Raw genomic sequence first — 26,513 nt, 5'->3', positions numbered from 1 at the left:
GCGCTCACACGCCCCGCCGCTGTCGCGAAAAGTATGGACAACGGTTGATAATGACGGTTCCGAACCATCCTGGGAGGAGCACTCCTCATCAGTCGGCCCTCAACCTGGGCGAGCGCTCTCCTCGCCCGGTTCGTCAGTGGCGCCACGTCGGCTCGACGGGGCGCCATGTCGTCGTCCTGGGACCTCGCCGCGGCCCACCCGGTCCCGGCGGGACTCGCCCGGCCAGGGCTGCCTGGCGGGCTGCACGGACCGCCCCGTCTCGACCTGACGGTGCTGTGGTCCGCGGTGTCCGGAGGCCCGGCGGGGGCCTCCCCCGACGGCCCTCGCGGGTCGCTCTCCCCCGACGAGGCAGCACGCCTGCAGGCCCTGATCACCCTCGCCCAGCGCGGCGACCCGGAGGCGTTCGGCCAGCTCTACGAGCGCTATGTCGAGGTGGTCTACCGCTACATCTTCGTGCGGGTCGGGCAGGTCCACACGGCCCAGGACCTGACCAGCGACACCTTCGTCAAGGCGCTGCGCAACATCGGGACCTTCACCTGGCAGGGCAAGGACATCGCCGCCTGGTTCGTCACCATCGCGCGCAACGTCGTCAACGACCACACCAAGTCGGCGAAGTTCCGCATGGAGGTCACGACGGCGGACATGCTCGACGCCGACCAGCAGGTCGACGCCCCCGAGGGCGAGGTCCTGGACCGGATCCGCGACGAGCGCCTCCTCGAGGCGGTCAAGGCGCTGAAGCCCGAGCAGGCCGAGTGCGTGGTGCTGCGCTTCATCGACGGCCTCTCGATCGCCGAGACCGCGGTGGTCCTCGGCAAGAAGGAGAACGCCGTCAAGCAGCTGCAGCTGCGCGCGGTCCGGTCGCTGCAGCGGGCCCTCGAGGGAGAGACCTTGTGACCGCTGCTCAAGAACGTGGCTACGGAGCCGTAACCCGAGCCGGCCTGGCTCGTTGAGCACGGTGACATGTCTGTGGATCGGTCGACTGCACGAAGGGGGGTGTGCCCTTGCCTGACCTCGATCTGGTGACCCCTGGAGAGGCAGAAGCCTTCGAGGCTGCCCTCGCCGGCGGGCCGGTCAGCCCTGCCCCGACCCCCGAGATGACCGCGCTGATGAACACGGCGCGGTCGGTCGAGACGCTGCCCGTCCCCGCTCCCGACCCCGGCTTCGTCGCCTCGCTCGGCTCGGCCCTGAAGACCATGGCCGCGCAGCTCGCCGCCGGCCAGGTGCCCACCCCGCCGCAGCGGCACGCGGACCGCCCGACCGCCGAGCAGCCGTCGGCTGACCGCGTCGACCCCGCTGACCCGCCCCCTGCGCCCGGGTCCACGCCGGCCCCTGCATCGGGTGCCAAGGTCATCGCGTTCCCGCGCCGCGTGCCCCGATCGCTGCTCGGCGCCGCCGCGGGCGTCGTCGTCGCGACGACCGCCGTGGGGGTGGCCTCGCAGAGCGCGCTGCCCGGCGACGCGCTCTACGGCGTGCGCCAGGTCGTCGACGGGGCTCAGGTGCAGCTGGCCGGGTCCACCGCCGCGCAGGGCCGCGTCCTGCTCGGCCAGGCCCGCGAGCACGTCACCGACACCGGCACGCTGGCGGACCGCTCGCAGCTCGACACCGACGCCATCCGGGAGTCCCTGCAGAATGCCGCCTCCGCCGTGTCCGTCGGTGAGAGCAAGCTCTTCGAGGCGTTCGAGGAGTCTCGCTCGCCGGACGACCTCGCTCCGGTGCGCGACTTCACCGTCTGGGTAGAGCCTCAGCTCGCCACGCTGCGCACAAGACTCCCAGCCGACACGCTCTCGTCGCTGAACCAGCTCGCCGCCACGGTCGCCGCAGGCAGGACCACACTGAACGCCAAGCTGGTCGCGTGCGGGGCGGGGTGCGCGGGCGTGGCACCGCTCGGCACGCCCACGCCGAGCGCGACCAGCCCCGCCAACCCCACAGCCACGCCTACCGCGAGCGTCTCCAGCGCGCCGGCGCCCAGCCAGACGCCTCCGGCGGCGCCAACCACGGCGGCGCTGCCACCAGCACCGGCACCAGCGGCCACGTCCCGCGTGCCGCGTCCGACGGTGCCGCGCGCCCCGGAGCAGACGCGCACCCCCACGAGGCCGCGCCCGACCACGCTCCCGACGTCGGCAACCACGACCGAGGCTCGGTCACCCGAGCCCACCGCCCCCACCCGCAGCCGGCCCACGCGCACCGGACCCATCACGCGCTGGCCCGACCCGACCTGGGTGCTGCCCAGGCCGTCGTCACCGACGCCGGTCCCGCCGCCACCCACCATGCCGCCTGTCGTGGTGCCGCTGCCCGGCGGCGGGTCGGTGGTCATCGGTGTCGAGGGCTCCGACCCGGAGCGGGTGCCCGAGCCGACGTCGACGTCGTCCAGCCCCACGCCCACGCCGACATCCCCCAGCGTGACGCCCACGCCCTCGCCGACAGCGACGAAGTGGTGCAACGAGCACGGCACCTGCGACGACCCGGGTCGCCCTGCGGCCCGTCGAGCCGTCCCGCACCCAGCCGTGGCAGCCGTCCGCGCCGGAACGACCAAGCCGACGGCCAAGCCGACGACCGCGCCCAGGCCGACCCCCGGTCGGTGACCAGGCACGCTCGGTGACCGGGCCCGCTCGGCGGCGAGGGGTCTACCCGAGGAAGACGGAGCGGCGCCGCATGAGCATCTGGTGCAGCGTCTGCTGGATGGTCTCGCGCACCTGGTCGGTCAGGTCCATCACGAGCATCGGGTCCTCGGCCGCTCCCTGCGGGTAGCCGTCGGTGGGGATGGGTGCGCCGAACTCGATCGTCCACTTGGTGGGCAGGGGCACCGCGCCGAGCAGGCCGAGCCACGGGAACGTGGGGGTCAGGGGGAAGTAGGGGAAGCCGAGCAGCTTGGCGATCGCGCCGGCGTTCCCGAGCATGGGGTGGATCTCCTCGGCGCCGACGACCGAGCACGGGATGATCGGCACACCGGCCCGCAGCGCGGCCGACACGAACCCGCCACGGCCGAACCGCTGCAGCCGATAGCGCTCGCTGAACGGCTTGCCGACGCCCTTGAAACCCTCGGGCCAGACGCCGACGATCTCCCCGCGCCCGAGGAGCTGCTCGGCGTCGTAGGTGGCCGCCACCGTCGTGCCGACCTTGCGGGAGAGGTCGGCGAGGATCGGGGTGCGGAACACCAGGTCGGCCCCGAGCATGCGCAGGTGCCGTCGCTGGGGGTGCTCGTCGTGCACGGCGACCAGGGTCATCAGCGAGTCCCACGGCATCGTCCCCGAGTGGTTCGACACGATCAGCGCGCCGCCCTCGGCGGGGATGTGCTCGATCCCCGTCACGTCGACCCGGAACCAGCGCCGGTAGAGCGGCCGCACCAGCGGGAGGTAGACGTGCTCGGTGAAGTCCGCGTCGAAGCCGAACAGGTCGACCTCGTAGTCGCCGCTGACGCGCCGGGTGAGGAAACCGAGCGTCGCCGCGACCTGCTCCTCGAGCTGCTCGCCGGAGAGGCCGGCGAGCCGGGCGGTCGCCCGCAGCACGTCGACGAGGGCGTCGACGACGTCCTCGAGGCCGTCCTCGACCCCGCCCGAGGTCGTCGACGTGGTGTCCTCCAGCTGCTCCACCGCCTCGAGCTGCTCCACGTCCCCCGGCTGCGAGGGCACCTCGAGCCGGCTCGGGGTCATGGGCACGACGACCGGGCGTGGGCGGTGCCGCGGGGTCGGGGCGGCGTCGCTCATCCGCGGCCTCCTGGGGTGGTGGTGACGTCGGACCCGAGGCCCATCGCGCTCGTGGTGGTGCGCAGTCGGCGCAGGCCAGAGCCGGCCAGGTCCACCCCCGGGAGGGTGAGACCGGCGGTGGCCGCGAACGACCGGAACGCCTCGCGGGTCGTCCAGCGGGGCTCGAAACCGAGCACCGTGCGCATCCGGTCGGTGTCGAGGACCCGGCCGTAGGCGAGCTGCTTGAAGGTGCCGCTGTGCAGCTCCGCCATCCCGCTCAGGTGGTAGCCGCGCACCCACAGACCCTCGCTGCCGAGCGGCACCGGCAGCAGCGGACGGCGCACGAACCGGCCGGCCTGCGCGACGGTGATCACCCCGTCGCCGGCGACGTTGGTGACGCCGACGATCTGGGCGCGGTCGCCGACGGCGGCGTGCACGATCGAGGCGACCGCATCCTGCTCGTGCAGGAACTGCAGGCGGCCGTCGTAGCCCAGTGGGACCGGCAGGACCGGCAGGCTGAAGTAGTCGGTCAGCGCGGTCGAGATCGTCGGCCCGACGACGTTGGCCAGTCGCAGCACGCTGACCTCCAGGTCGGGCCGGCGCCGGGCGAGCCCGCGCACGTAGCCCTCGACCTCGATCGAGTCGCGGGCGAAACCGACCTCGGGGTGACGGGTGGGCGCGTGCGTCTCGACGAAGGCGGCGGGGTCCGCCGCCGCTGCCCCGTAGATCGCCCCTGTGGACTTCACGACCAGCCGCTGCACCGTCTCGGACTTCTGGCAGGCAGCGAGCAGCTGCATGGTGCCGATGACGTTGATCTCCTTCTGCGAGGAGCGTCCGCCAGCGGCGACCGGGGTGGCGATAACGCCGGCGTGCACGACGGTGTCGACGCCGTAGCGGTCGACGATCTTGGCGATCACCGGGTTGCGGATGTCGGCGCGCACGAACTCCATCGGCGACAGGTCACGCCGCGGGGGCACGACGTCGATGCCGATGACCCGCCCGACGTCCTCGCGGCGCGCGAGCTCCCGGGCGACCAGGCCACCGAGCAGGCGGGACACCCCGGTGACCAGCACGACGTTCGCCACGGGCGCCCCTTCCGGTGTGCAGAGGTGGTGCAGGGTGCTGGACGACTCGAGCCCCGCACCCCATCGGGGCCCGAGGCTCGGCGCAGCGGATCGGTGGCCGCGACGGCCTACCGAGGCTACTTCTTGTTACGACGCTGGTGACGCGTCTTGCGCAGCAACTTGCGGTGCTTCTTCTTCGCCATCCGCTTGCGGCGCTTCTTGATCACAGAACCCATGGGTGTTCCTTCTGGTGGAGGTCAAACCGTCAATCCCGCCCAGCCTACCGTCCGGGTCGCCCGGCCCCCAACTCGGTCGGGCCGCTGCACCGTCGCTCGGCCGGCCAGAAGCGGTCAAGCGGTCTCGACGAACGACCCCTGCAGGTAGTCGTGCACGGCGTCCTCGGGGACGCGGTAGGACCGGCCCACCCGCACGGCGGGCAGCTCACCGCTGTGCACCAGCCGGTAGACCGTCATCTTGGACACTCGCATGAGGTCCGCCACCTCGGCCACGGTGCAGAACCGCACGTCACCGAGCCCCTTGTTCGTCGCCATCGCCACTGAGCCTTCCTGCTCGTCCCGACGCTGTCGATTCGCCGGTGTCCCACCGAGCGGCGAGCGGATGCCCTTCGTGCGTCTGGAGCAACGGTAGAGGTCGGTGTGACTCCTGAACAGTCACTCAGGCAATTCCGACCCGGTTGTCCACGCGACACGCCGCAGGATCACCCGACTGGCGGTATCCGTCAGTCGAACCACACGTCCAGCCCGTAGAGCGGGAACAGCGCCTCGCGGGTCGCCATCACCGCCCGGTCGACCGGGTCCTCGGGGTTGTAGCCGGACTCCCACCCGCGCCACCACACGACGCCACCCTCGGCGACACCGTCGTTCATCACGGTGGGACCAGGCACGTCGTAGCGCTCCCGGACATAGGCGTTCCACGCCAGCGGGATCTCGGTGTCGAGCCGGATCGGGTGGTGGCTGGCGATGCCGGTGAGGTGGGTCCAGCTGCGCGGCACGACCTCGACGACCTCGTAGCCCCCTCCCCCGAGCGCGATCCACCGGCCGTCGCACAGCTCGTGCGAGAGCCGGTGCAGGGCCTCCATCGCCTGGCGCTGGGCATCGACGGAGATGGCCAGGTGCGCGAGCGGGTCCTGGAAGTGGCTGTCGCAGCCCTGCTGGGTGATCAGCACCTGCGGGTTGAACGCCCGCACGAGCGGGACGATCGAGGCGTGCAGGGCCCGCAGCCAGGCGGCGTCGCCGGTGCCCGGGGGCAGCGCGACGTTGACGGCCGTGCCCATCGCGTCCGGGCCGCCGATGTCACCGGGGAAGCCGGTGCCGGGGAACAGCACCCGGCCGGTCTCGTGGATCGAGCAGGTCATGACACGTGGGTCGTTCCAGTGGCACCGCTCGACCCCGTCGCCGTGGTGGACGTCGATGTCGATGTAGGCGATCCGCTCGACGCCCTGGGCGAGCAGCCACTCGATCGCCACCGAGGCGTCGTTGTAGATGCAGAACCCGGCCGCCCGGTCGGGCATCGCGTGGTGCATGCCGCCGCAGAAGTTCACGCCGTGCCGCGCGCGGCCGGTCCACACGTCCTTCGTCACCGCGAGGGTGCCACCGACGATGCGGGCCGACGCCTCGTGCATGCCCACGAACGCCGGGTCGTCCTCGGTGCCGATGCCGAAGCGCTGGTCGGCGTCGTCGGGGTGCTCACCGGCGTGCCGCACCGCCTGGACGTAGCCCATGTCGTGGACCGTGGCGAGCTCCTCGTCGGAGGCCACCGGCGGGTTCACCACCACGACGTCGTCCTGGGCGAACAGACCGAGCTCCTCGCACAACCGCGCCGTGAGGTCCAGCCGCACCGGACTCATGGGGTGCCCGGGCCCGAAGTTGTAGCGCGTGAACGCCGGGTCCCACACCACGCTCGTGGTCTGGTCCTGCGTCTGGGCCCCGTTCTGGTCCTGGCTCTGGTCCTGGGGCAGCACCCCCGCTGCGGGGGTCGACGGCGAGGGGTCCGGCATGCGGTGCGCCGGTCAGTGCAGCAGGGCCGAGGTGGCGACCACGCCCGGGTCCTCCGCGAGCGAGAGCACCATCATGGTCTCCTCCTCGCTCTCGTCCGAGGGGGTCACCCCACGCACGGTCATCGGGCGTCGCGAGTCGGTGGGGCGGAAGCCGTAGGCGCTGGCGAACGCGACGGCCGGGCCGTTGTCGGTGCCGACCCAGTAGGCCAGGTGCGTGCAGCGCTCGTGCCGAGCCTGGTCGGCCCCCGCCCGCACGAGCGCGGCCCCCACGCCACCGCCGCGGTGAGCGGGGTCGACCCACATGCCGAAGAACTCGGCGTAGGTCTCGTCGTCCAGCGGGCGCTCCTCGAGGGGGCGGACGCTGGCGATCCCGACGGCCTCGCCGTCCCGCTCCGCGAGCAGCCGGGCGGCGCGCACCATCCGGTCCTGCCACACCTCGTCGTCGAAAGCGACCTCGTCGTCGTACTTGGCGGCGAACGCTTCAGGGGAGTCGGCCAGGGCCGCGCCGGCGAGCCTTGTAGAGCTGCCAGTCGTCAGCCGTGAGCACGCGCACCGAGATGTCGCTCATGCGGTCATCCTTTCATGGGTCCTGCGGGGAGGCTACCGGGTGAGAACGGGTCCGGCGCCGAGGGGATCCTGGAGAGTTTCCGGGCGTCCTCGCGGACGAGTAGTAGCGTCGAAAGTTGGTCGAACCTTGGTCACGCGCCCAGCTCGACCGAGCGCTCGGTCGCAGCGCGGATCGCGTCGACCACGGCCGCACGGGTGGCGTGCGCGTCGAGGGTCGCCACGGCAGCCATGGTGGTGCCGCCGGGCGAGGACACCCGCTCGCGCAGGACGGTCGGCGAGTCCTCGCCCTCGACCAGCATGCGCGCGGACCCGAGGATCGTCTGCAAGGTGAGCTGACGGGCTACGGGGCGTGAAAGTCCTTGCAGGACAGCGCCTTCGATCATCGCCTCAGCGAGATAGAAGACGTAGGCGGGGCCCGAGCCGCTGGTCGCCGTGACCGCGTCGAGCTGCTTCTCGGGGAGCTCGAGCACCTCGCCCGCAGTGCCGAGGAGCGCGCAGGCGAGGCGCACGGATTCGTCGTCGGCCGCGCTGCCGCGACTGACGACGGACATCCCGGCCCCGAGCACAGCCGGCGTGTTGGGCATGACCCGCACCACGGCCATGCCGTCCGGCAGCCCCGCCTCCAGCGCCGCCGTGGTGACGCCTGCGGCCACGCTCACGACGACGGCGTCGCGGCCCTCGTGACCGGCGGCCTCGGACAGGGTGGCCAGCACGGCCGGCACGTCGGCCGGCTTGACCGCGAGCACGTGCACGTCGGCCTGCTGCGCGGCCTCGGCCGCGGTGGCCGCCCGCACCCCGTGCTGCTCGACCACGGCGTCCACGCCCGCCTGGTAGGTGTCGATCGCCAGGACCTGCTCCGGGGGGTGTCCCGACGCCACCAGCGCCGCGAGCACGGCCGCCCCCATCACCCCGACGCCGTGGAAGGCGACGACGCGGTCGGCGAGCGCATCGGCCTGCTGGTGGGCCTGCTGGTCGGGCTGCTGGTCGGGCACGGGCGACTCCTCAGCGCTGGGTCAGAACGGATCGGGCCAGGAAGCCGGCCGACGCAGGTCGATCGGCCACCCGCTGCATGAGGTAGGAGTACCACGCCGAGCCGTAGGGGATGTAGACGCGGCACCGGTCGCCGCGGTCGGCGATGGAGGTCTGGCCGAGCGGGCGGACCCCGAGATACATCTGGTACTCGACCGTGGCGGGGTCGCGGCCGGTCTCACGCACGAGCGCCGCCGCGATCTCGAGCAGCCGCGGGTCGTGCGTGGCGATCAGGACCTGGCCGCTGCCGGCGAGCAGGATGCGCAGGCAGCGGACGAACGCGAGGTCGACGTCGGCGCCGCGCCAGCCCTCGACCTCGCTGACCGAGAACGCGCCCTTGCACAGGCGCACCCGGGCCGCCTGCGCGGCCAGTCGGCGGCAGTCCTCCTCGCTGCGGCGCAGGCAGGAGGCGATGGTGATGCCGACGTCGGGGACGTCGGCGCGCAGCTCGGCGTGCACGCGCAGCATCTCGGCGACGGTCTGCGGCCCCTCGACGTCGAGGGTGAGCGTCACACCGGCGTTGGCCGCGCTGCGGGCGATGAGACGCGCGGCCTCGAGGATCGCCTCGCGGTCGAACACCCGGCCGACCACCCCGAGGGCGGACAGCCGCAGCGAGACGTCGAGGTCACCGGAGGCGGTCAGTCCCTCCTTGGCGGCGCTCTGCACGAGCGCCTGGTATTCGCGGACCGTCTCGGCCCGGTGCTCGGCGTCCACGCCGTCCGGCCCGAGGTAGCACACGGTCGCAGCCCGCCCGGTGACGCGCAGGTCGCGCACCGCCTCCAGCGCGTCGTAGAGCGTGTCGCCGACGATGAACCGCCCCAGCAGCTCGCGGCTGCCCGGCGAGCTCTCGATCAGCGAGCGGACACGGTCGTGCGCCGCGAGATCGATGATGCGTCGACGCAGGCTGTCGCTCATGAGCGTCAGGTTAGCCGCACCCACCGACAGGGGTGGTCTCAGGGCGTCCGACGGCGCAACGTCGCTGCTCCGAGCACGATCGCGCCGACCGCGAAGGCGGCCATGATCGCGACGTCGCGCCACACGTCACCGGCCCCTGAGGCGTCGGTCGCGATGGAGGACATCGCGTCCACGGCGTAGGAGAGCGGCAGCACGTCCGAGAGCAGGCGCAGCGGGGTGTCGAGCTGGTCGCGCGGCACGAGCAGCCCGCAGAGCAGGAACTGCGGCAGCACCAGGGCCGGCATGAACTGCACGGCCTGGAACTCGGTGCGGGCGAACGCCGAGACGAACAGTCCGAAGGCGGCCCCCAGCACCGCGTCGACCACGGCGACGAGGATGAGCAGGCCGAGCGACCCCGCCACGCTCAACCCGCACACGTAGACCGCGAACGCCGTCGCGACGAGCGCCTGGACCGTGGCGAGCAGGGCGAACGCGAGCGCGTAGCCGGCCAGCAGGTCGCCCTTGCCGAGCGGGGTGGTGAACAGCCGCTCCATGGTGCCGCTGGCCCGCTCGCGCAGGGTCGTGATGCTGGTGACGATGAACATCACGACGAACGGGAAGACGCCCAGCAGCGCCGGCCCGACCCGGTCGAAGACGGGCGTGCCCGAGAAGATCCATGCCATCAGGCCGAGCAGCACGCACGGCACGACCACGAGCAGCGCGATGGTGCGCGGGTCGGCCCGCACCTGCTGCAGGATCCGGCGGGTCGTCGCCAGGGTCAGGGCGGGCTTCACGACTCCTCCCCCGGCTCGGTGCTCGTCGGCTCAGCAGTCGTCGGCTCGGCGCTCTCGACGAGGACCAGGAAAGCGCCCTCGGCGTCGGCCGCCCCGGTGCGCTCGAGCAGCTCGGGGAGGGTGCCGTCGAAGACGATCCGGCCGTCGCGCAGCAGCACCAGCCGGTCGCAGCGGGTCGCCTCGTCCATGACGTGGCTGGACACCAGCACCGTCGCTCCGGCGGCGGCCAGCTCGTGGAACATCTGCCACAGGTCGCGGCGCAGCAGCGGGTCCAGCCCGACCGTCGGCTCGTCGAGCACCAGCACCCGTGGCGACCCGACCAGGCAGCAGGCGAGCGACGCCCGGCTGCGCTGACCGCCGGACAAGGTGGCGACCGACGCCGTGGCGTGCGACGCGAGGTCTACCCGCTCGATGGTGCGCTCGACGACCTCGCGGCGCTCCTCGCGCCCGTGAACCCCGTGCAGCCGCGCGAAGTAGTCGACGTTGTCGCGCACCGTGAGGTCGGGGTAGACGCTCGGGGCCTGGGTCGTGTAGCCGACGAGGTCCCGCAGCGCCGGCGAACCAGCGGGCAGCCCGAGCACCGTGACCTCGCCGGACGCCACGACCTGCACACCGACGACGGACCGCAGCAGGGTCGACTTGCCGCCTCCGCTCGGCCCGAGCAGCCCGACGACCTGGCCGGCCGGCACGTCGAGGTCGACACCGTGCAGGACCTCGCGACCCCCGCGGCTGACCACCAGCCGGCGCACCACGACCCCTTGCTGGTCGAGCTGCTGGTCGAACTGCTCACCGGACGGCCCGTCGGGGACCCGACCGCGCTCGTGGCGCCCATGGCTGCGCATGCTCCGACGCTACCGCTGCCGGGCGCACGGTGGCGGCGCGGGGGCGGGACACGCGCTAGGAGGCCACCCCGTTGACCGGCGACGCGGCCCACGCCTCCCGGGTGAAGCGCAGCGACTCCGCGAGGTCGGCGCGACGCGAGGCCGGCGTGCCCTTGCGGGTGCTCACCTCGATGACGATCGCCCCGCCGAAGCCGGTCTCGGCGAGGTGGCCGACCAGCTCCGCGACCGGTTGTCCGCCACGCCCCGGCACCAGGTGCTCGTCGAGCGAGGAGCCCGTGCCGTCGGTCAGGTGGACGTGCGACAGGCGCGACCCGAGCGCGCGGGCCATCTCGAGGCTGTCGGCCTGCGCGGTCGCGGCGTGCGACACGTCGAGGGTGACGTGGTCATAGGGCTGGTAGACCGGGTCCCAGTGCGGCAGGTAGGCCTGCACGGCGCGCTGGCCGGCGCGCCAGGGATACATGTTCTCGACGGCGATGGTGATGTCGTGCTCGTCCTCGCGCATGGCCACCCCGTCGACGAACTCGCGCGCGTAGACCCGCTGCCACCGGAACGGCGGATGGGCGACCACGGTCGGGGCTCCCACGGCGTGCGCGAGGTCGATGGACAGGTCGATCTTGGGCCACGGCTCGGCGTGCATGACGCGCTGGGTGAGCAGCAGGGTCGGCGCGTGGATGGACACGATCGGCATCTGGTAGCGCTCGACCAGACGCAGCAGGTCCGTCGCGCTCTGCGACACCGGATCGGTGTAGACCATGACCTCGACGCCGTCGTAGCCCAGCTCGACCGCGAGCCGGAAGGCGTCCTCGGTCAGATCGGGATAGACCGAGGAGCTCGAGAGCGCGACGGTGGCGGGGCGTTCCTCGCGTGGGGTGACGGAGCCGTTGGAGGACATCGTGGTCAGCCTACGACGGCGTGGGCGTCCGACGAAGCGCGTCGAGCTCGTCGAGGATGACGCCCTCGCGCAACGCCCAGGGGCAGATGTCGAGGGACTCGACCCCGAGCAGGTCCATCGCGCCCTCCGCGACCAGGGCGCCGGCGAGCAGCTGCGGGGCCCGGCTCGCCGACACGCCCGGCAGGCCCGCGCGCTGGTTGTTGGTCATGGTGGCGAGCCGGGGCACCAGGTCGTGCAGCGCCTCCCGCTCGAGGACCCGGCGCACGTAGGGACCGTCCTCGCGCGGCGCGGCACCGGTGACGCGGGCCAGCGATCGCATCGTCTTGCTGGTGCCCACGCTCCGGTCGGGGGCACCCACCTTGGTGAGGTCGCGCAGCCGCTGGGCGATGGTCAGCCGGATCTCCTTGCGGGCCGCCCGGATGTCCTCGCGGGACGGCGGGTTGCCCGGCAGCAGGTTGCGGGTCACCCGGCCGGCACCGAGCGGCACCGAGACGGCCGCCTCCGGGTCCTCGTCGATGCCGGACGCCATCTCCAGAGACCCCCCGCCGATGTCGAGCACCAGCAGCCGACCGCTCGACCAGCCGAACCAGCGACGGACGGCGAGGAAGGTGATCCGCGCCTCGTCCTCACCGCTCAGCACCGTGAGGTCCACGCCCGTGCTGACCCGCACCCGCTCGAGCACCTGCTCGCCGTTGCCGGCCTCACGCAGGGCGCTGGTCACGAACCCCATCAGTCGCTCTACGCCCTGGTCCTCGGCGACGACGAGGCACTCCTGGGTGAACTGCTCCAGCGCCGCGGCACCCTCCTCGGCGATCGTGCCGTCGTCTTTGGTGTACTCCGCGAGCCGCAGCTCGACCTTGTGCGACACGGCGGGCAGCGGGTGCGCTCCCCAGTGGGCGTCCACCACGAGCAGGTGGACGGTGTTGGATCCGACGTCGATGACTCCGAGGCGCATGACTCGAACCTAACCGTCCGGGGTCGACCTGGTCGCCCTGGCACGCGCACGCCCCGAACGCGCTTACGGTAGGGACGTGCCCGAGAGCGACCTCGACATCCCCCGCTCCTACGTGGAGTTCACCGACCCGGCCGACGCCGACCAGCGGCTGCGCTGCGACCTGACCTGGCTCACGTCCCGCTGGACGTGCATCTTCGGGTCGGGCTGCCACGGGGTCTACGCCGACCGGCCGGACGACGGGTGCTGCACCCTGGGTGCGCACTTCACCGACGACGACGACGTAGCCCGGGTGCGCGAGCACATGGAGCGGCTCACCCCCGAGCAGTGGCAGCACCGGTCCGTCGGTCGCAAGGACGACGGCTGGCTGGAGCGCGACGAGGACGGGGCGCTGAAGACGAGCGTCGTCGACGGCGCGTGCGTCTTCCTCAACCGCCCGGGTTTCTCTGGTGGCACAGGGTGTTCGCTGCACACGTACGCCATCGAGACGGGTCGGCTGCCGCACACGGTCAAGCCCGACGTCTGCTGGCAGCTGCCGATCCGGCGGTCCTACCGCACGGTCGAGCAGCCGGACGGCACGTCCTACCTGGAGGTCACGATCGGCGAGTTCGACCGCCGCGGCTGGGGACCCGGTGGCCACGACCTCGACTGGTACTGCTCCGCGAGCTCCGACGCGCACGTGGCGCGCGAGCCGGTCTACCGCTCCAGCGAGCACGAGCTGCGCGAGCTGATGGGCGACGAGGCGTACGAACAGCTCGTGGTGCACTGCGAGGCCTACATGCGGGCGGTCAAGACGCTGCGCTCCACCGGAAAGCGTGAGCTGCTACCGCTTTTCGTCCACCCGGCGACCCTCGCGGCCGAGCAGCGCCCGGCCGCTCGCACCCCCGAGGCGGCGGCTCCGCGCAAGAGTGCCACCAAGAAGCGGCGCTGACCTGTGGGTGACGTGGGCGACGTAGTCAACATGGGCGACGTAGGCGACCTGCATCGCCTCGCCATCCCGAGCCCCAACATCTGGGACGACCCAGACACCTACGAGCTCGAGAACGACGGCGTAGACCCCGAGCGGGCGATCGAGGCCGCGATGCGCGCCGTGCAGGACTGGTCGGGCCTTGCGGTCCTGGACGTCGGCTGCGGGACGGGCTACCACCTCCCGCGCTTCGCGCAGACGGCCGGTCACGTCGTCGGGGTCGAGCCGCACCCGCCGCTCGCGCACCGGGCTCGGGAGCGAGTTACGTTGCTGCCCAGCGAGGTTCGACAGCGCATCGAGGTCGTCGAGGCCGGTGCCCAACAGCTGCCGCTGGCGGACGCGTCCGTCGACGTCGTGCACGCCCGGTGGGCCTACTTCTTCGGCGCCGGGAGCGAGCCGGGCCTCGACGAGGTCGAGCGCGTCCTGCGACCCGGCGGGGTGGCGTTCGTCATCGACAACGACGCCACCCGGTCCACCTTCGGCGGCTGGTTCCGCCGCGCCTGGCCGACCTACGATCCCCTTGCGGTGCAACGCTTTTGGCGCCGGCGCGGGTGGGAGCGCACCGAGGTGGACATCCGTTGGTCGCACCGCACCCGCGCCGACCTCGAGCGCGTCGTGCGCCTGGAGTTCGCGCCCGCGGCGGCCGACGCCATCCTGGCCGAGCACGAGGGCACCGAGGTCGACTACGCCGTCAACCTGTGGTGGCACCGCCGGGGTTAGCTGCGGGTCAGCTGGCGAGCGGCGTCGGGTCTGCCGAGGGATCCGCCCATTCCGCGCCGGCCGCTCTACAGGTGAGAAGGCGCGCACCTTCCCGTGACACGCGCACCTTCGCGTGAGACGCGCAGGTCCGGGAAGGCGGCGTCTCACCGGCTCCTGCGCATGTCACCGCCTCGTGCGCGGATGTGGCCACCCGGGCGGCCCGCCGTTCCCAACGCCCACGGTTACGCCCGACGCTCTACATGTGGGAAGGCGCGCACGTTCGCGTGAGATGCCCACCTTCCCGTGACACACGCACGTCCGGGAAGGCGGTGCCTCACGGGTTCCTGCGCGTCTCACCGGTTCGTGCGCGGATGCGCGCGCTCGGGCGGCCCACCGCGCCGGGCGCTCTACAGGTGGGAAGGCGCGCACGTTCGCGTGAGATGCGCACCTTCCCGTGAGATGCGCACGTCCACGAAGGCGGCACCTCACGCCTTCCTGCGCGGATTCAGCCGAGTGCCGCGGGGCGCACCGCGCGTCGATCGAGATAGACAGGTCGTGGCGCGCCTAGCTCAGCCGGAGGTGGAGATCGCCGGCAGCCGCAGGCACCACAGCGTCGACGCGGCGGTGATGAACAGCCGGTCGCCGTCGGGTGAGAAGGTGCAGTTGCTGGTCAGGTGCGGGGTGCGCAGCAGCCCCAGCACGGCGCCCGCCTCGTCGAAGACCCAGATCCCGTCGCCCGAGGTGCTCCACACCCAGCCGCGCGAGTCGACGGTGAGGCCGTCGGGGATGCCGCGCGGCACGGTCGCGAAGAGCCGTCGACGCAGCACGCGCCCCTGGTCGAGGGTCAGCTCATGGATGCCGACCGGGCCGTCCGTCGGCGTCTGCGTGACGTAGAGCGTGCGGCCGGACGGCGCGAACGCGAGCCCGTTCGGCTGGTCGAAGGCGGCCATCAGCTGCGGCTCACCGCCGGCCCACCGGTAGACCCCGGTGACGTCCAGCTCAGGCGTTGCCGGGTAGCCCTCGCGCGGGTCCTGCAGCCCGAAGGTGGGGTCGGTGAACCAGATCGCCCCGTCCGGCCCGACGGCCACGTCGTTGGGCGAGTTCAGGCGGCGCCCGCCGACCCGATCGGTCAGCACGTGCGTCGAGCCGTCCGGCTCGGTGCGGCTGATCGCGCGCCGGCCGTGCTCGCAGTGCACGAGCCGGCCCTCCTGGTCTACGGCGTTGCCGTTGCCGAACTCGGTGACGTCACAAAGGATCTCGACCGAACCGTCCTCGTGCCACCCGAGCAGACGTCGGCCTCGGACGTCGCTGAAGGCGAGCACCGAACGCTGCGGCCACCACACGGGACCTTCGGCCCAGATCGCCTGGTCGTAGAGCGTGAGCAGCCGGCTGTCCGCCACCAGGGGGCGCAGCGGCTCGGCCAGGTCCACCCAGTCCGCCGCGGTGTCGTCCAGCGGCGGCCCGGGCGGGCGCAGCAGCGGCAGCTCGCGGGTCATCCGAACGGGTGCTGGGTCGAGGCGGCCACCGGCTCCTCGAACTGGACGAGCAGCTGGACGCAGGGCTCCTCGCCGAGCTGACCGGAGCGGTGGCCAGTGGTGCCGTCCTGGTCCTTGGTGCCCTGGTCCTGGCCGAAGTGGACGTCTCCGGGACCCATCTCGACGCGTGCGCCGTCCTGGGTCTCGATGAACCAGCGGCCGCTCAGCGGCACCACCCACTGCTGTGCGGGGCTCTCGTGCCACTCCCCCACCCAGCCCACCGGGAGCACCGCGAACGACACCCCCTTGACCTGCCCCGGGAAGGGGCGCAACCACTGCGGGTCGGCGCCGCCACCGATGCTGCGCAGGCCGAAGCCGGCGAGCTCGGAGGTGTCGATGTGGCTCAGCCCGTCGGTGCCGGTCCACAGGGAGTAGATCGGGACCCGGGGCGGGTCGCTGGGGTCGGTGCCGGGGTTCGTCAGGGGCTTCAGCTGCACGGAACCGGTCACCCGTCCAGTATCCGCCTACCCCACGGTGATCGGTAACCCGGTGGACCCGGTCAGGTCGCAGGTGGTGGGATCGGACCCATGAACCCGTTGACCGAGAGGCAGATCCGCGCGTCCTTCTGCAACGCCTCCAAGCGCGAGGTCAGCCAGGCGTCGGTGCCCGACATGGATGCGATCGACTGGGAGCGGCTCGACTACCTCGGGTGGCGGGACGCCAAGCGGGAGCACGCGGCCTACGTCGTCGCGCAGGTCGGTGACGAGCCGGTCGGGATCATGCTGCGCGCCGGCACCAGCTCGAAGCAGAGCCGCAAGGTGATGTGCGCCTGGTGCCAGGACGTCGTGGTGATGGACGACGTCTCGATGCACGTCGCTCGCCGGGCCGGGGCCGCCGGTCGTCGCGGCAACACGATCGGCACGCTGATCTGCACCGACTTCAGCTGCTCCCAGAACGTCCGGCGTCCCCCGGTCCTGTCCGAGGTCGGCAGCGACTCCGCCGAGGACCGCGAGCGCATCGTCCAGCGGCGCATCGCCACGCTGCGCGAGCGCGCGGCTCGCTTCGCCGAGATGGTCCTTGAGCAGGGCGAGCCCGCCGCCGACACAGAGTAGACCGCACCCCCTCGCCCTCTGTGGTGGGTCCTTCGGCCGGGCCGACGGGGTGTCGCGGGAGGGGTCTGTCAGACCCTCCGCCTACATTCAGCACCATGGCAAAGACCACCGCGATCAAGGCGGCCCCACGGGCCCAGAGCAGCTTCCGCTGCACCGAGTGTGGGTGGACGACGGTCAAGTGGGTCGGGCGCTGCGGCGAGTGCCACGCCTGGGGCTCGGTGGCCGAGGTCGGCACCCAGCGCGTGCGCACCGCGCCGACCCGGCCGGTCGACGCGCCGGCCCGTCCGATCTCGGCGGTCGACGCGACCCGGGCCCAGGCGCGGGCCACCGGCGTGGGTGAGTTCGACCGGGTGCTCGGTGGCGGTGTCGTGCCTGGTTCGGTGATCCTCGTCGCGGGCGAGCCCGGCATCGGCAAGTCGACTTTGCTGCTCGACGTGGCGGCCCGGGTGGCCCGCCTCGGCGCCCCCGTGCTCTACCTCAGCGGCGAGGAGTCGGCCGCGCAGGTGCGGCTGCGGGCCGAGCGCATCGGGGCGCTGGCCGACACGCTCTACCTCGCGGCCGAGACCGACCTCGGGCGCGCGCTCGGGCACATCGAGGAGGTCGAGCCCCAGCTGCTCGTCGTCGACAGCGTGCAGACCTTCGCCAGCGCCGAGATCGAGGGCAGCGCAGGCAACGTCGCCCAGATCCGCGAGGTCAGCGCGGCCCTGATCGCCGAGGCCAAGTCCCGCAACATGGCCACCCTGCTGGTCGGTCACGTGACCAAGGAGGGGTCGATCGCCGGCCCCCGCGTGCTCGAGCACCTCGTCGACGTCGTCGTCCAGTTCGAGGGCGACCGACACTCCCGGCTGCGCCTGGTCCGCGCGGCCAAGAACAGGTTCGGCGCCACCGACGAGGTCGGCTGCTTCGACCTGCACGACACCGGCATCGACGGGCTGAGCGACCCGTCCGGGCTGTTCCTCGGTAGCCGTGACAAGGCCCAGACCGGCACCTGCGTGTCGGTCACGCTGGAGGGGCGGCGGCCACTGGTCACCGAGGTCCAGGCGCTGGTCGCCGAGCACCCGCGCCCGGGCACGCCGCGCCGGGTCGCCACCGGGCTCGACTTCAACCGGGTGACGACGGTCCTCGCCGTCATCGCCAAGCACGCCCGGATCAAGCTCGACGACCGCGACGCCTACCTGTCGACCGTCGGCGGCATCCGGCTGACCGAGCCCGCCGCCGACCTCGCGATCGCCCTCGCCGCGGCCAGCTCCACCGCCGACGCCACCCCCGACTCGGGCACGGTCGCGTTCGGCGAGGTGGGCCTCGCCGGCGAGGTCCGCCCGGTGACCGGCATCCAGCGGCGCCTCGCCGAGGCTGCTCGGCTGGGCTTCACCCGCGCCCTGGTCCCGCCCGGCACCATCGCCTCGGGCCCGGTCCCGGCCGGCATCACACTCGTGGAGGTGTCCGGCGTCTACGAAGCCATCCGACTACACTGCCAGGACGAGCAGTAGACCCTCGGGGAGGCATGTGTGGACCGGTCCGACGACGATCTGATGCGCGCGTCGCTGGCCGCAGTCGCACCTGGCACCGAGCTGCGTGACGGGCTCGAGCGGATCCTGCGGGGCCGCACCGGCGCGCTCATCGTGCTCGGCACCGACAAGGTCGTGGAGGACATCGCGACCGGCGGCTTCCCACTCGACATCGAGTTCGCCGCCACCCGGCTGCGTGAGCTGGCCAAGATGGACGGGGCCATCGTCGTCACCGGCGACGTGTCGCGCTTCGTCCGGGCGGCGACCCAGCTGCTGCCCGACGCCTCCATCGAGACCAGCGAGTCCGGCACCCGGCACCGCACCGCCGAGCGGGTCGCCAAGCAGACCGGCTTCCCGGTCATCTCGGTCAGCCAGTCGATGCAGATCATCGCGCTCTACGTCGGCAACCAGCGCCGCGTCATCGAGAACTCCACCGCGATCCTGTCCCACGCCAACCAGGCGCTGGCGACCCTCGAGCGCTACAAGGCGCGCCTCGACGAGGTCACCGGCACCCTGTCGGCACTCGAGATCGAGGACCTCGTGACGGTCCGCGACATCACGGCGGTCCTGCAGCGCCTCGAGATGGTGCGCCGGATCAGCGACGAGGTCGACGGCTACGTCAACGAGCTCGGCACCGACGGCCGACTGTTGTCGCTGCAGCTCGACGAGCTCACCGGCGGCGTGAGCAGCGACCGCGAGCTGGTCATCCGGGACTACCTGCGCACCACCGGCGACAGCGAGGCCACCGTGCAGCAGGTGCTCGGTGACCTCGCCGAGCTCACCTCACCCGAGCTGCTCGACCTGCAGCTGGTCGCCCGTGCGCTCGGCTTCTCGAGCCACCCCGACACCCTGGACCAGGCCGTCAGCCCGATCGGCTACCGCCTGCTCAACAAGATCCCGCGGCTGCCGAGCACCATCATCGAGCGCCTGGTCGAGCACTTCGACTCGCTGCAGCGGCTGCTCGGCGCCTCGCTCGAGGAGCTCATGGCGGTCGAGGGCGTCGGCGAGTCCCGCGCCCGCACGGTCCGCGAGGGCATGTCGCGCCTCGCCGAGTCGAGCATCCTCGAGCGCTACGTCTAGTGCCGGCCGATCCCGAGCCGCTCTGGGTCGAGGTCAACGCGTGGTATCTGCGCCACGGCCGCGACCTGCCCTGGCGGACCCCCACGGCGAGCGCCTGGGAGGTCCTGGTCTCCGAGATCATGCTCCAGCAGACCCCGGTCGCCCGGGTGGAGCCGGTCTGGCGCGAGTGGCTCGAGCGCTGGCCCACGCCGGCGCACCTCGCCGCGGTGAGCCCGGGTGACGTGGTGCGTGCCTGGGGGCGCCTCGGCTATCCACGCCGGGCGCTGCGCCTGCGCGAGGCCGCCGTGGCCATCACCGCCGAGCACGGCGGCGAGGTGCCCCGCACCGAGGCCGAGCTGCTCACCCTGCCCGGCATCGGGGTCTACACGGCGGCGGCGGTGGTCTGCTTCGCCCATGGCGAGCGGACGGTCGTCATCGACACCAACGTGCGCCGGGTGCTCGCCCGCGCCGTCGGCGGCGTCGCGCTGCCCGCGCCCTCGCTCGACCGGGCCGACCGCGAGCGGGCCACGGCGCAGGTGCCGGCCGATCGTGCCGACGCCGCCGTCTGGAACGTCGCCGTCATGGAGCTCGGCGCCCTGGTCTGCACGGCTCGTGCCCCGCGGTGCGGGGACTGCCCGATCGAGCACCGGTGCGCGTGGGTCGCTGCCGGCCGGCCGGTCTACGAGGGGCCGGCGCATCGCGGCCAGGCATGGGCGGGCACCGACCGGCAGTGCCGCGGCACCCTGCTCACCGTGCTTCGTGAGACGCCCGACCCCGTGAGCGACGCCGATCTCCGCCGGGCCTGGACCCGCGACGAGCAGCAGCGGCTGCGGTGCCTGGACTCGCTCGTCGCCGACGGGCTGGTCGAGCCGCTCGCCGACGGGCGGTTCGCCCTGCCGTCGGGGAGCTGACGGCGCGCGGTCGCCAGAACCTGAAACGCCTACAGCGTCAACAACATTCGCGTGTTGCCGAGGGTGTTGGGCTTGACCCGCTCGAGGTCCAGCAGCTCGGCGGTGCCCTCGTCGTAGGAGCGCAACAGCTCGACGAAGACGCCGGGATCCACGGGTGCGCCCTCGATCACCGAGAAGCCGTGCCGGGTGAAGAAGTCGACCTCGAAGGTCAGGCAGAACACGCGTTGCACCCCGATGGTGCGGGCGTCCGCGATCAGCGTCTCGACCAGGCGGCCGCCGACCCCGTGACCGACGACGGTGGGGTCTACGGCGAGCGTGCGGACCTCGGCGATGTCCTCCCAGAAGACGTGCAGCGCACCGCACCCGACGATCCTCCCGTCGAGCTCGGCGACCCGGAACTGCTGCAGCCCCTCGTAGTAGGCGACGGCTTCCTTGGCCACCAGGATCCGCGCCTCGGCGTACGGCGCGACGAGGGCGCGGATCGCCGGCACGTCCTGGGTCCGCGCCGGCCGGATGACGAGCACGCCCGGCGTCGAAGGTTCGCTCACCGCCGCGACCGCACCTGGGTGATCTCGACGTCGACGAACATCTGGCTGGTGCCCGTGCCGGTGAAGATGCCGCGCAAGGGGGCGGTGTCGTTGTAGTCGCGGCCGTGGGCGACGTCGACGTGGAAGTTGCCCGGCGCCATGTCGTAGGTGGGGTCCGCACCGGACCAGCCGCCGTCCCAGTAGTCGACCCAGGAGTGGGAGTAGCCCCGGGTGGGCACGCCCGGCTCGGGTTCGGGCAGGTAGTAGCCGGAGACGTAGCGAGCGGGCACACCCGCCGAGCGCAGCGCCCCGATCATGATGTGCGCGAAGTCGCGGGCGACGCCCGAGCGCTGCGCCCAGGCCGTCGAGGCCGGCGCCTTGACGCTGGTGGAGCCGGCGACGAAGCGGACCTCGGCGTTGACCAGCGAGCGCACGGCGTCGACCAGCTCGCGCGGGGTCTCGCACCCGGTGCGCAGCTCGGCCACCCGGGCGATCAGGTCGGGGCCGGGGTCGACCAGGCCCTCGAGCTCGAGATACTCGCACAGACCGTCGGTGACCTCGTTGACCTGCAGGCCGTCCCACCCGACCGAGTCCACCGGCGCGGGCGAGCGCTCGATGTCGACGGTGCTCGTCGCGACGACGCGCAGCTGGTCGTGCCGCTCGTGGATCTCGAAGGTCGTGACGTCGTTGCCCCAGTAGTCGACGTTGGTGTGCAGCCACGGCGTGGGCGAGACCTCGAGGCGCGAGTGCAGCACGAACTGCTCGTGCGTCGAGCGCGGCGTCATCCGCACCTCGTTGAACGACGCGGTCGCGCCACCGCGATAGGTGTAGCCCGTCTTGTGGACGATGCGCAGCTGGGTGCTCACCACTCTCCTCCCTGCCAGAGGGCGGCGGTCGAGCCCTCGAAGTAGCGCTCGGCGACGGCCGCGGACGCGGTGCTGCAGGCCTGCTGGAGCTGGGTCATCCGCTCCGGCAGCGCCATCAGCACGTCGTCGGGGTCGCGGAACTCCAGCCCGGCCCGCTCTCGACCGAGCAGCCGCGAGGCGTCACCGGACTGGCCGATGCGGTGCTCGCGCTGGTCGAGCGAGGCGAGCGCCTTCTCGGCCTGGTTCAGCGTGTAGACCAGGGAGCGCGGGAAGAGCCGGTCCAGCAGCAGGAACTCGGCGGCCTTCTGGTCGGTGGTCATCGCGCCGTAGGTCCGCAGGAACGCGTGGTGCGCCCCGCAGGCGCGAAGCACGTTGCTCCAGGCCGACTTCTGGGTCGGGCTGGTCGCGGCGAGGGTGACCAGCCGGGCGCTCATGTCGACCCGCTCGATGCAGCGGCCGAGCACGAGGAACTGCCAGCCCTCGTCCTGGACCATGGTGTTGTCGGCCGTCCCCGCGATGACCGTAGACCGTTCGCGGACATACGTGCACGCGGCCGGCAGCCGCAGCCGCTTGAGCTGACCACGCTGGACGCTGTTGTGGGTGGTGTTGATCGACTCCCACATCTCGACCGAGAGCGTCTCGCGGGCCCGACGCGCCGACTCCCGCGCCCCGGCGATGGCCGAGACGATCGAGGTGGGGGCGGCCGGGTCGTGCATCAGCATCGGCAGGACGTCGGCGGGCGAGGTGTGCTCGTCGGTCTGCACGCCCATCACGGACAGCAGCGACCGGGCCGACGCGGTGGGGTCGGTCGTCGGGTCCTCGACCCGCAGCTGCAGGTTGACGTCGATGAGCCGCGCGGTGTCCTCGGCGCGCTCGACGTAGCGGCCGATCCAGAAGAGCGACTCGGCGATCCGGCTGAGCATCAGGCACCTTCCCCGTCGTGCGACTGCGACTGGGACTGGCTCTGCGAGCCACCACCCGACTGCGACTGACTCTGGCTCTGCGAGCCGCCACCCGACTGGCTCTGCGACTGCGCCTGGGTCGGGCCGGTCTCGGCCAGCACCCAGGTGTCCTTGGAGCCGCCGCCCTGGCTGGAGTTGACGATCAGCTCGCCCTCGGGCAGCGCCACGCGGGTCAGCCCGCCGGGCAGCACCCAGATGTCGTCGCCGCTGTTGACCGCGAACGGCCGCAGGTCGACGTGCCGGGGCTTCATGACGCCGTCGATCATCGTCGGCACCGTGGAGAGCTGGACCACGGGCTGGGCGATCCACCCGCGTGGGTCGGCCGAGACCGTCGCGCGCAGCGTGTCGAGCTGCTCCGCGCTGGCCCGCGGACCGATGACGATGCCCTTGCCGCCGGAGCCGTCGACCGGCTTGACCACGAGCTCGTGCAGCCGGTCGAAGACCTCCTCGCGGTGGCTCGGGTCCTCCAGCCGCCAGGTGTCGACGCCCGGCACGATCGGCTCCTCGTTGAGGTAGTAGCGGATCAGGTCGGGCACGTAGGTGTAGACGAGCTTGTCGTCCCCCACGCCGTTGCCGACCGCGTTGGCGATCGTCACGTTGCCGGCGCGGGCGGCGTCGATCAGCCCGGCGCAGCCGAGCAGCGAGTCGTTGCGGAAGTGCACCGGGTCGAGGAAGTCGTCGTCGACGCGGCGGTAGATCACGTGGACCGGCCGCAGCCCTCGCGTCGTGCGCATCCGCACCCGTCCGGACTGGACGACGAGGTCGCGACCCTCGACGAGCTCTACGCCCATCATGCGGGCGAGCAGGGCGTGCTCGAAGTACGCGCTGTTGTAGACGCCCGGGGTGAGGACGACGACCGTGGGGTCGGAGGTGCCGCTCGGGGCGGCCGCGCGCAGGGCGGCGAGCAGCCGCTGCGGATAGACGTTGACCGCCTCGATCGTCTGGCCGGTGAGCGTCTCGGGCAGCGCCGAGGTGACGGCGCGGCGGTTGGTGAGGACGTACGAGACGCCCGAGGGGATGCGCACGTTGTCCTCGAGGACGCGGAAGGTGCCCTCGGCGTCGCGGATCAGGTCGATGCCGGAGACGTGCACCCGCACGCCGTTGGCCGGCTCGAGGCGCGCGACGATGCGGTGGAAGTGCGGCGAGCTGGTGACCACCCGCCGCGGGATGACCCCGTCGCTGAAGACCTTGCCCTCGCCGTAGACGTCGGCGAGGAAGTGCTCGATGGCGGTGACCCGCTGCTTGACCCCCGCCTCGACGGTGGCCCACTGCTGCGCAGCGATGACGCGCGGGACGATGTCGAGCGGGAACGGACGCTCCTCGCCGCCGATGTCGAAGGTCACGCCCTGATCGATGTAGGCACTGCTCAGATAGTCGGAGCGCGTGCGCACCTCGTCGCTCCCGAGCGCGCACAACCGCTGATGCAGGGCGGCATAGGTCGGGCGCAGCCCGTCCTCGCCGAACATCTCGTCGAACACGCCCGGAGCGCTCGCGTAGTCCTCGAACAACTGGGTCACGTGGCACACCCTACGGCGCGGGCGTTACCTCGCGGTTTCCGCCGCGTCACTGATCTGTGCATTGACCCGAAAATGCCCTCCCGGGTCACCCCCGCGCAGGGGCGAGCGCGGCGGTGAGCGGGCCGATCTCGGCGGCCAGGTGCCGGCGCCAGTAGGGCCAGGCGTGCACCCCGCGCTGGGGGTGCCACTGGAAGGCCACGCCCTGGGCGCGCAACGCCCGCACGAGGTGGTCGTTGGTGACCCGGATCTGCGCCTCCTCCCCGCCGGCGGCGCCCCCGAGGGCGTCGGGGGTGCCGTCGCCGCAGTAGAGCGCGAGCCGGCGCAGCCCCCGCATCCGGTCGGCCAGCAGCACCGGGTCGTGCGGCGCGATCGCCCGGCTGACGGCCTCCGGGTCGGTCCCGTAGATCGCCCCGAGCCGGTCGCCGCCGAAGTCCGCAGGCCCGTCGTAGACCTCGGTGGCGGCGTAGTCGGTGCCCAGGTCGCCCACCCCGGAGAAGGCTGCGGCGACGTCGAAGAGCTGGCGATACCGGGCGGCGTAGACGACCGCGCCGTAGCCACCCATCGAGTTGCCGGCGAGCGCCCGACCACCGGGCTCGGCGAGGGTGCGGAAGGTCTGGTCGACCCAGGGCACCAGCTGACGGATGTGGAAGCTCTCCCAGTCCTGGCGGCCCGCGCTCGGGTGCGGCCAGTCGGTGAACCAGCCGGCCCCGCCGCAGTCGGGGATCACCAGGATGACCTCACGGTCGCCCACCAGCTGCGCCGCCTGCCCGTCGGTCCACCAGCTCGTGCAGTCGGCACCGGTGCCGTGGAGCAGGTAGAGCACCGGGTAGCGGCGCGCGGGCGCCGACGCGTAGCTCGCGGGGAGCCGCACGATGACGTCGGTCTGCCGCTGGACCAGCGCCGTGTGCAGGACGTGACGGGTGGCGCGCTCGCCCACGGCGGACCGGCCGCCGACCGAGAGCCCGGGCAGCGGGGTCGTGTCGAGCGTGCCGATCGGCACGGGCGAGGGGGCGGGGATGGCGAACCGGCGCCGGTCCTCGCGCCACCACTGCAGGCCGAGCGCGCCGCCACCGGCCGCGACCAGCGCCGCCGCTCCCCCACCGAGCAGCGCCCGGCGGCTCACCGGCAGGGAACGGGTCGGTGCGGAGCTCATGCCACCTCCGAGGGGGCGATCGAGTCGAGCAGCGCCGGGAGCTCGGTGCGCAGGTTGCGCGCCCAGAACTCCCAGCTGTGGTTGCCCGGATAGCTGACGAACGGCCGGGTGCGGTCCGGCCGGGCGATCTTCGCGGCGAGCGCCACGTTGGTCTGGTGGATCCAGGCCTCGAGCTGGTCGGCCGGGGCCGTCGCAGTGGCCGCTCCGGTGCCGCAGTAGAGCGCCACCCGCTGCGCGCGTCCGAGCCCGGCCAGGAGCTCTACCGGGTTGTGCTGGTGCATGGCCGCGGTGATCATCCCACCGGGACCGAAGATCGCGCCCTGGACCTCGCCGTCCGAGACGGCCTCGTTGGCGATCAGCCAGCTGGCCTCGACCGACGCGATGTCGGCGGGCCCGGAGAACGACGCGACGGCGGCGAACAGGTCCGGGTGCCGGCCGGCGTAGGCCAGCGCGCCGAAGCCGCCCATCGACAGACCGGCGATCGCGCGCGCCCCGCGGTCCGGGACGGTGGGCAGGAAGTCGTCGATGGCCGGCAGCAGCCGGTCCAGATGCACGGTCTCCCAGCGGCGCGGGCCGTGCGCGGGCGCGACCCAGTCGGTGTACCACCCACCGACCCCGCCGTCGGGCATGACGACGATGACCTCCCGGTCTCGGGTGGTCTCGAGCACCCCGCCGGACTGGGTCCAGGAGGTGTGGTCGCCGGACGAGCCGTGCAGCAGCCACAGCACCGGGTAGCGCCGGCCGCTCGTCGCGTAGTCCGTCGGGGTGCAGATCCGCACGGTGAACGGCGTCGGCAGGTCGGCCGTGGTCAGGGTGACGTCGGTGAGCCGCGGGTCGGGGTGCGCCACCTCCACCACCCGTAGACCGTGCGTCGTCACCCCCGGGATCGGCGGGACCGGCGCGGGCAGCGGGGCCCGGCTCGCCACCCCCGTGCCGGGTGACGTGCCCGGGGAGGTGCTGCCGGATCTACCGCAGCCGGTGAGCGTCAGCGCACCGAGGGTGAGGGCCGACCCCACGCCGAGG

At 72.6% G+C, this 26,513-nt stretch carries 28 protein-coding genes; 8 read left to right on the top strand and 20 right to left on the bottom strand.

Annotation, left to right across the window (positions count from 1 at the left end; all coding sequences use genetic code 11):
• Positions 1–165 precede the first annotated feature (165 nt).
• Both MM440_RS07770 and MM440_RS07765 read left to right on the top strand, forming a co-directional pair.
• A complete protein-coding gene (locus tag MM440_RS07770) occupies positions 166–894 on the top strand; it encodes an RNA polymerase sigma factor (RefSeq protein WP_241443741.1) in 729 nt (242 codons plus the stop codon).
• A gap of 107 nt (positions 895–1,001) precedes the next feature.
• Positions 1,002–2,582, top strand: coding sequence for a hypothetical protein (locus tag MM440_RS07765; RefSeq protein WP_241443740.1), 1,581 nt, complete (start codon positions 1,002–1,004; stop codon positions 2,580–2,582).
• Positions 2,583–2,624: 42 nt separating this feature from the next.
• On the opposite strand, the gene MM440_RS07760 is transcribed toward MM440_RS07765, so the two are convergent.
• The 12 genes from MM440_RS07760 to MM440_RS07705 form a co-directional block, all read right to left on the bottom strand.
• The gene (locus MM440_RS07760) at positions 2,625–3,704 is read right to left on the bottom strand and encodes a lysophospholipid acyltransferase family protein (protein ID WP_241443739.1); all 1,080 of its coding nucleotides are present in this window, start codon (positions 3,702–3,704) and stop codon (positions 2,625–2,627) included.
• On the bottom strand, positions 3,701–4,768 hold the full coding sequence (locus MM440_RS07755; RefSeq protein WP_241443738.1) for an NAD-dependent epimerase/dehydratase family protein: 1,068 nt from the start codon (positions 4,766–4,768) through the stop codon (positions 3,701–3,703). Before MM440_RS07755 ends, MM440_RS07760 begins: the two co-directional genes overlap by 4 nt.
• Before the next feature lie 116 nt (positions 4,769–4,884).
• On the bottom strand, positions 4,885–4,983 hold the full coding sequence (locus MM440_RS07750; RefSeq protein WP_003792170.1) for a 30S ribosomal protein bS22: 99 nt from the start codon (positions 4,981–4,983) through the stop codon (positions 4,885–4,887).
• 114 nt (positions 4,984–5,097) lie between these two features.
• Complete coding sequence (locus tag MM440_RS07745; RefSeq protein ID WP_241443737.1) at positions 5,098–5,298, bottom strand: helix-turn-helix domain-containing protein; 201 nt, start codon at positions 5,296–5,298, stop codon at positions 5,098–5,100.
• A gap of 188 nt (positions 5,299–5,486) precedes the next feature.
• Positions 5,487–6,614, bottom strand: a complete 1,128-nt coding sequence (locus MM440_RS07740) for an acetoin utilization protein AcuC (RefSeq protein WP_241443929.1) — start codon at positions 6,612–6,614, stop codon at positions 5,487–5,489.
• Between the two features lie 162 nt (positions 6,615–6,776).
• Positions 6,777–7,184, bottom strand: coding sequence for a GNAT family N-acetyltransferase (locus tag MM440_RS07735; protein ID WP_338155621.1), 408 nt, complete (start codon positions 7,182–7,184; stop codon positions 6,777–6,779).
• Positions 7,185–7,462: 278 nt separating this feature from the next.
• Positions 7,463–8,323, bottom strand: a complete 861-nt coding sequence (gene proC / locus MM440_RS07730) for a pyrroline-5-carboxylate reductase (RefSeq protein ID WP_241443736.1) — start codon at positions 8,321–8,323, stop codon at positions 7,463–7,465.
• A 10-nt stretch (positions 8,324–8,333) separates the two neighbouring features.
• Positions 8,334–9,275, bottom strand: a complete 942-nt coding sequence (locus MM440_RS07725) for a proline dehydrogenase family protein (protein ID WP_241443735.1) — start codon at positions 9,273–9,275, stop codon at positions 8,334–8,336.
• 38 nt (positions 9,276–9,313) lie between these two features.
• Complete coding sequence (locus MM440_RS07720) at positions 9,314–10,048, bottom strand: ABC transporter permease (RefSeq protein ID WP_241443734.1); 735 nt, start codon at positions 10,046–10,048, stop codon at positions 9,314–9,316.
• Complete coding sequence (locus tag MM440_RS07715) at positions 10,045–10,890, bottom strand: ABC transporter ATP-binding protein (protein WP_241443733.1); 846 nt, start codon at positions 10,888–10,890, stop codon at positions 10,045–10,047. The genes MM440_RS07720 and MM440_RS07715 overlap by 4 nt, the downstream gene beginning before the upstream one ends.
• Before the next feature lie 55 nt (positions 10,891–10,945).
• On the bottom strand, positions 10,946–11,782 hold the full coding sequence (locus MM440_RS07710; protein ID WP_241443732.1) for a sugar phosphate isomerase/epimerase family protein: 837 nt from the start codon (positions 11,780–11,782) through the stop codon (positions 10,946–10,948).
• Positions 11,783–11,792: 10 nt separating this feature from the next.
• Complete coding sequence (locus MM440_RS07705; RefSeq protein WP_241443731.1) at positions 11,793–12,737, bottom strand: Ppx/GppA family phosphatase; 945 nt, start codon at positions 12,735–12,737, stop codon at positions 11,793–11,795.
• Between the two features lie 76 nt (positions 12,738–12,813).
• On the opposite strand from MM440_RS07705, the gene MM440_RS07700 reads away from it, so the two are divergent.
• Positions 12,814–13,665 carry a DUF3109 family protein gene (locus tag MM440_RS07700; RefSeq protein ID WP_241443730.1) on the top strand — a complete coding sequence of 284 codons (852 nt, stop codon included), beginning with the start codon at positions 12,814–12,816 and terminating at the stop codon, positions 13,663–13,665.
• Positions 13,666–13,695: 30 nt separating this feature from the next.
• Complete coding sequence (locus MM440_RS07695; protein ID WP_241443729.1) at positions 13,696–14,421, top strand: class I SAM-dependent methyltransferase; 726 nt, start codon at positions 13,696–13,698, stop codon at positions 14,419–14,421.
• Between the two features lie 548 nt (positions 14,422–14,969).
• Here the strand turns inward: MM440_RS07695 and MM440_RS07690 are convergent.
• Both MM440_RS07690 and MM440_RS07685 read right to left on the bottom strand, forming a co-directional pair.
• Positions 14,970–15,896, bottom strand: a complete 927-nt coding sequence (locus tag MM440_RS07690; protein WP_241443728.1) for an SMP-30/gluconolactonase/LRE family protein — start codon at positions 15,894–15,896, stop codon at positions 14,970–14,972.
• Positions 15,893–16,384 (bottom strand): cupin domain-containing protein, encoded by a 492-nt coding sequence (locus tag MM440_RS07685; protein WP_241443727.1) that lies wholly within the window; start codon positions 16,382–16,384, stop codon positions 15,893–15,895. Before MM440_RS07685 ends, MM440_RS07690 begins: the two co-directional genes overlap by 4 nt.
• Positions 16,385–16,462: 78 nt before the next feature.
• Here MM440_RS07685 and MM440_RS07680 point away from each other — a divergent pair, with 78 nt between their 5' ends.
• The 4 genes from MM440_RS07680 (at position 16,463) to MM440_RS07665 (ending at position 20,465) form a co-directional block, all read left to right on the top strand.
• Positions 16,463–16,987, top strand: a complete 525-nt coding sequence (locus MM440_RS07680; protein WP_241443726.1) for an FBP domain-containing protein — start codon at positions 16,463–16,465, stop codon at positions 16,985–16,987.
• A gap of 95 nt (positions 16,988–17,082) precedes the next feature.
• Complete coding sequence (radA, locus tag MM440_RS07675; protein WP_241443725.1) at positions 17,083–18,477, top strand: DNA repair protein RadA; 1,395 nt, start codon at positions 17,083–17,085, stop codon at positions 18,475–18,477.
• 42 nt (positions 18,478–18,519) lie between these two features.
• The gene (gene disA, locus MM440_RS07670) at positions 18,520–19,575 is read left to right on the top strand and encodes a DNA integrity scanning diadenylate cyclase DisA (protein WP_241443724.1); all 1,056 of its coding nucleotides are present in this window, start codon (positions 18,520–18,522) and stop codon (positions 19,573–19,575) included.
• Complete coding sequence (locus tag MM440_RS07665) at positions 19,575–20,465, top strand: HhH-GPD family protein (protein ID WP_241443723.1); 891 nt, start codon at positions 19,575–19,577, stop codon at positions 20,463–20,465. The genes disA and MM440_RS07665 overlap by 1 nt, the downstream gene beginning before the upstream one ends.
• Positions 20,466–20,494: 29 nt before the next feature.
• On the opposite strand, the gene MM440_RS07660 is transcribed toward MM440_RS07665, so the two are convergent.
• The 6 genes from MM440_RS07660 to MM440_RS07635 form a co-directional block, all read right to left on the bottom strand.
• The gene (locus tag MM440_RS07660; RefSeq protein ID WP_241443722.1) at positions 20,495–21,013 is read right to left on the bottom strand and encodes an amino-acid N-acetyltransferase; all 519 of its coding nucleotides are present in this window, start codon (positions 21,011–21,013) and stop codon (positions 20,495–20,497) included.
• Complete coding sequence (locus MM440_RS07655; RefSeq protein ID WP_241443721.1) at positions 21,010–21,858, bottom strand: transglutaminase family protein; 849 nt, start codon at positions 21,856–21,858, stop codon at positions 21,010–21,012. The genes MM440_RS07660 and MM440_RS07655 overlap by 4 nt, the downstream gene beginning before the upstream one ends.
• On the bottom strand, positions 21,855–22,781 hold the full coding sequence (locus MM440_RS07650; RefSeq protein ID WP_241443720.1) for an alpha-E domain-containing protein: 927 nt from the start codon (positions 22,779–22,781) through the stop codon (positions 21,855–21,857). Before MM440_RS07650 ends, MM440_RS07655 begins: the two co-directional genes overlap by 4 nt.
• Positions 22,781–24,337, bottom strand: a complete 1,557-nt coding sequence (locus MM440_RS07645; RefSeq protein WP_241443719.1) for a circularly permuted type 2 ATP-grasp protein — start codon at positions 24,335–24,337, stop codon at positions 22,781–22,783. The genes MM440_RS07650 and MM440_RS07645 overlap by 1 nt, the downstream gene beginning before the upstream one ends.
• An 85-nt stretch (positions 24,338–24,422) precedes the next feature.
• Complete coding sequence (locus MM440_RS07640) at positions 24,423–25,490, bottom strand: alpha/beta hydrolase (protein WP_241443718.1); 1,068 nt, start codon at positions 25,488–25,490, stop codon at positions 24,423–24,425.
• Entirely contained in the window at positions 25,487–26,506 is a 1,020-nt protein-coding gene (locus tag MM440_RS07635; RefSeq protein WP_241443717.1) for an alpha/beta hydrolase, read from the bottom strand. Before MM440_RS07635 ends, MM440_RS07640 begins: the two co-directional genes overlap by 4 nt.
• Between the last annotated feature and the right edge of the window lie 7 nt (positions 26,507–26,513).

It is taken from the genome of Arsenicicoccus piscis (assembly GCF_022568835.1).
Classification (GTDB): Bacteria; Actinomycetota; Actinomycetes; order Actinomycetales; family Dermatophilaceae; genus Arsenicicoccus; species Arsenicicoccus piscis.
Note: the sequence above shows the minus strand (reverse complement) of the source record. Positions and strands in the feature narration are given on the sequence as shown.

What these genes read in the sequence shown, in the direction of transcription:
- MM440_RS07770 (WP_241443741.1), top strand. Translation starts at nt 166, where the DNA reads ATGTCGTCGTCCTGGGACCTCGCCGCGGCCCACCCGGTCCCGGCGGGA.
- MM440_RS07760 (WP_241443739.1), bottom strand. Translation starts at nt 3,704, where the DNA reads ATGAGCGACGCCGCCCCGACCCCGCGGCACCGCCCACGCCCGGTCGTC.
- MM440_RS07750 (WP_003792170.1), bottom strand. Translation starts at nt 4,983, where the DNA reads ATGGGTTCTGTGATCAAGAAGCGCCGCAAGCGGATGGCGAAGAAGAAG.
- MM440_RS07745 (WP_241443737.1), bottom strand. Translation starts at nt 5,298, where the DNA reads ATGGCGACGAACAAGGGGCTCGGTGACGTGCGGTTCTGCACCGTGGCC.
- MM440_RS07740 (WP_241443929.1), bottom strand. Translation starts at nt 6,614, where the DNA reads ATGAGTCCGGTGCGGCTGGACCTCACGGCGCGGTTGTGCGAGGAGCTC.
- MM440_RS07735 (WP_338155621.1), bottom strand. Translation starts at nt 7,184, where the DNA reads ATGGTGCGCGCCGCCCGGCTGCTCGCGGAGCGGGACGGCGAGGCCGTC.
- MM440_RS07725 (WP_241443735.1), bottom strand. Translation starts at nt 9,275, where the DNA reads ATGAGCGACAGCCTGCGTCGACGCATCATCGATCTCGCGGCGCACGAC.
- MM440_RS07715 (WP_241443733.1), bottom strand. Translation starts at nt 10,890, where the DNA reads ATGCGCAGCCATGGGCGCCACGAGCGCGGTCGGGTCCCCGACGGGCCG.
- MM440_RS07710 (WP_241443732.1), bottom strand. Translation starts at nt 11,782, where the DNA reads ATGTCCTCCAACGGCTCCGTCACCCCACGCGAGGAACGCCCCGCCACC.
- MM440_RS07705 (WP_241443731.1), bottom strand. Translation starts at nt 12,737, where the DNA reads ATGCGCCTCGGAGTCATCGACGTCGGATCCAACACCGTCCACCTGCTC.
- MM440_RS07695 (WP_241443729.1), top strand. Translation starts at nt 13,696, where the DNA reads ATGGGCGACGTAGGCGACCTGCATCGCCTCGCCATCCCGAGCCCCAAC.
- MM440_RS07690 (WP_241443728.1), bottom strand. Translation starts at nt 15,896, where the DNA reads ATGACCCGCGAGCTGCCGCTGCTGCGCCCGCCCGGGCCGCCGCTGGAC.
- MM440_RS07680 (WP_241443726.1), top strand. Translation starts at nt 16,463, where the DNA reads ATGAACCCGTTGACCGAGAGGCAGATCCGCGCGTCCTTCTGCAACGCC.
- radA (WP_241443725.1), top strand. Translation starts at nt 17,083, where the DNA reads ATGGCAAAGACCACCGCGATCAAGGCGGCCCCACGGGCCCAGAGCAGC.
- disA (WP_241443724.1), top strand. Translation starts at nt 18,520, where the DNA reads ATGCGCGCGTCGCTGGCCGCAGTCGCACCTGGCACCGAGCTGCGTGAC.
- MM440_RS07650 (WP_241443720.1), bottom strand. Translation starts at nt 22,781, where the DNA reads ATGCTCAGCCGGATCGCCGAGTCGCTCTTCTGGATCGGCCGCTACGTC.
- MM440_RS07640 (WP_241443718.1), bottom strand. Translation starts at nt 25,490, where the DNA reads ATGAGCTCCGCACCGACCCGTTCCCTGCCGGTGAGCCGCCGGGCGCTG.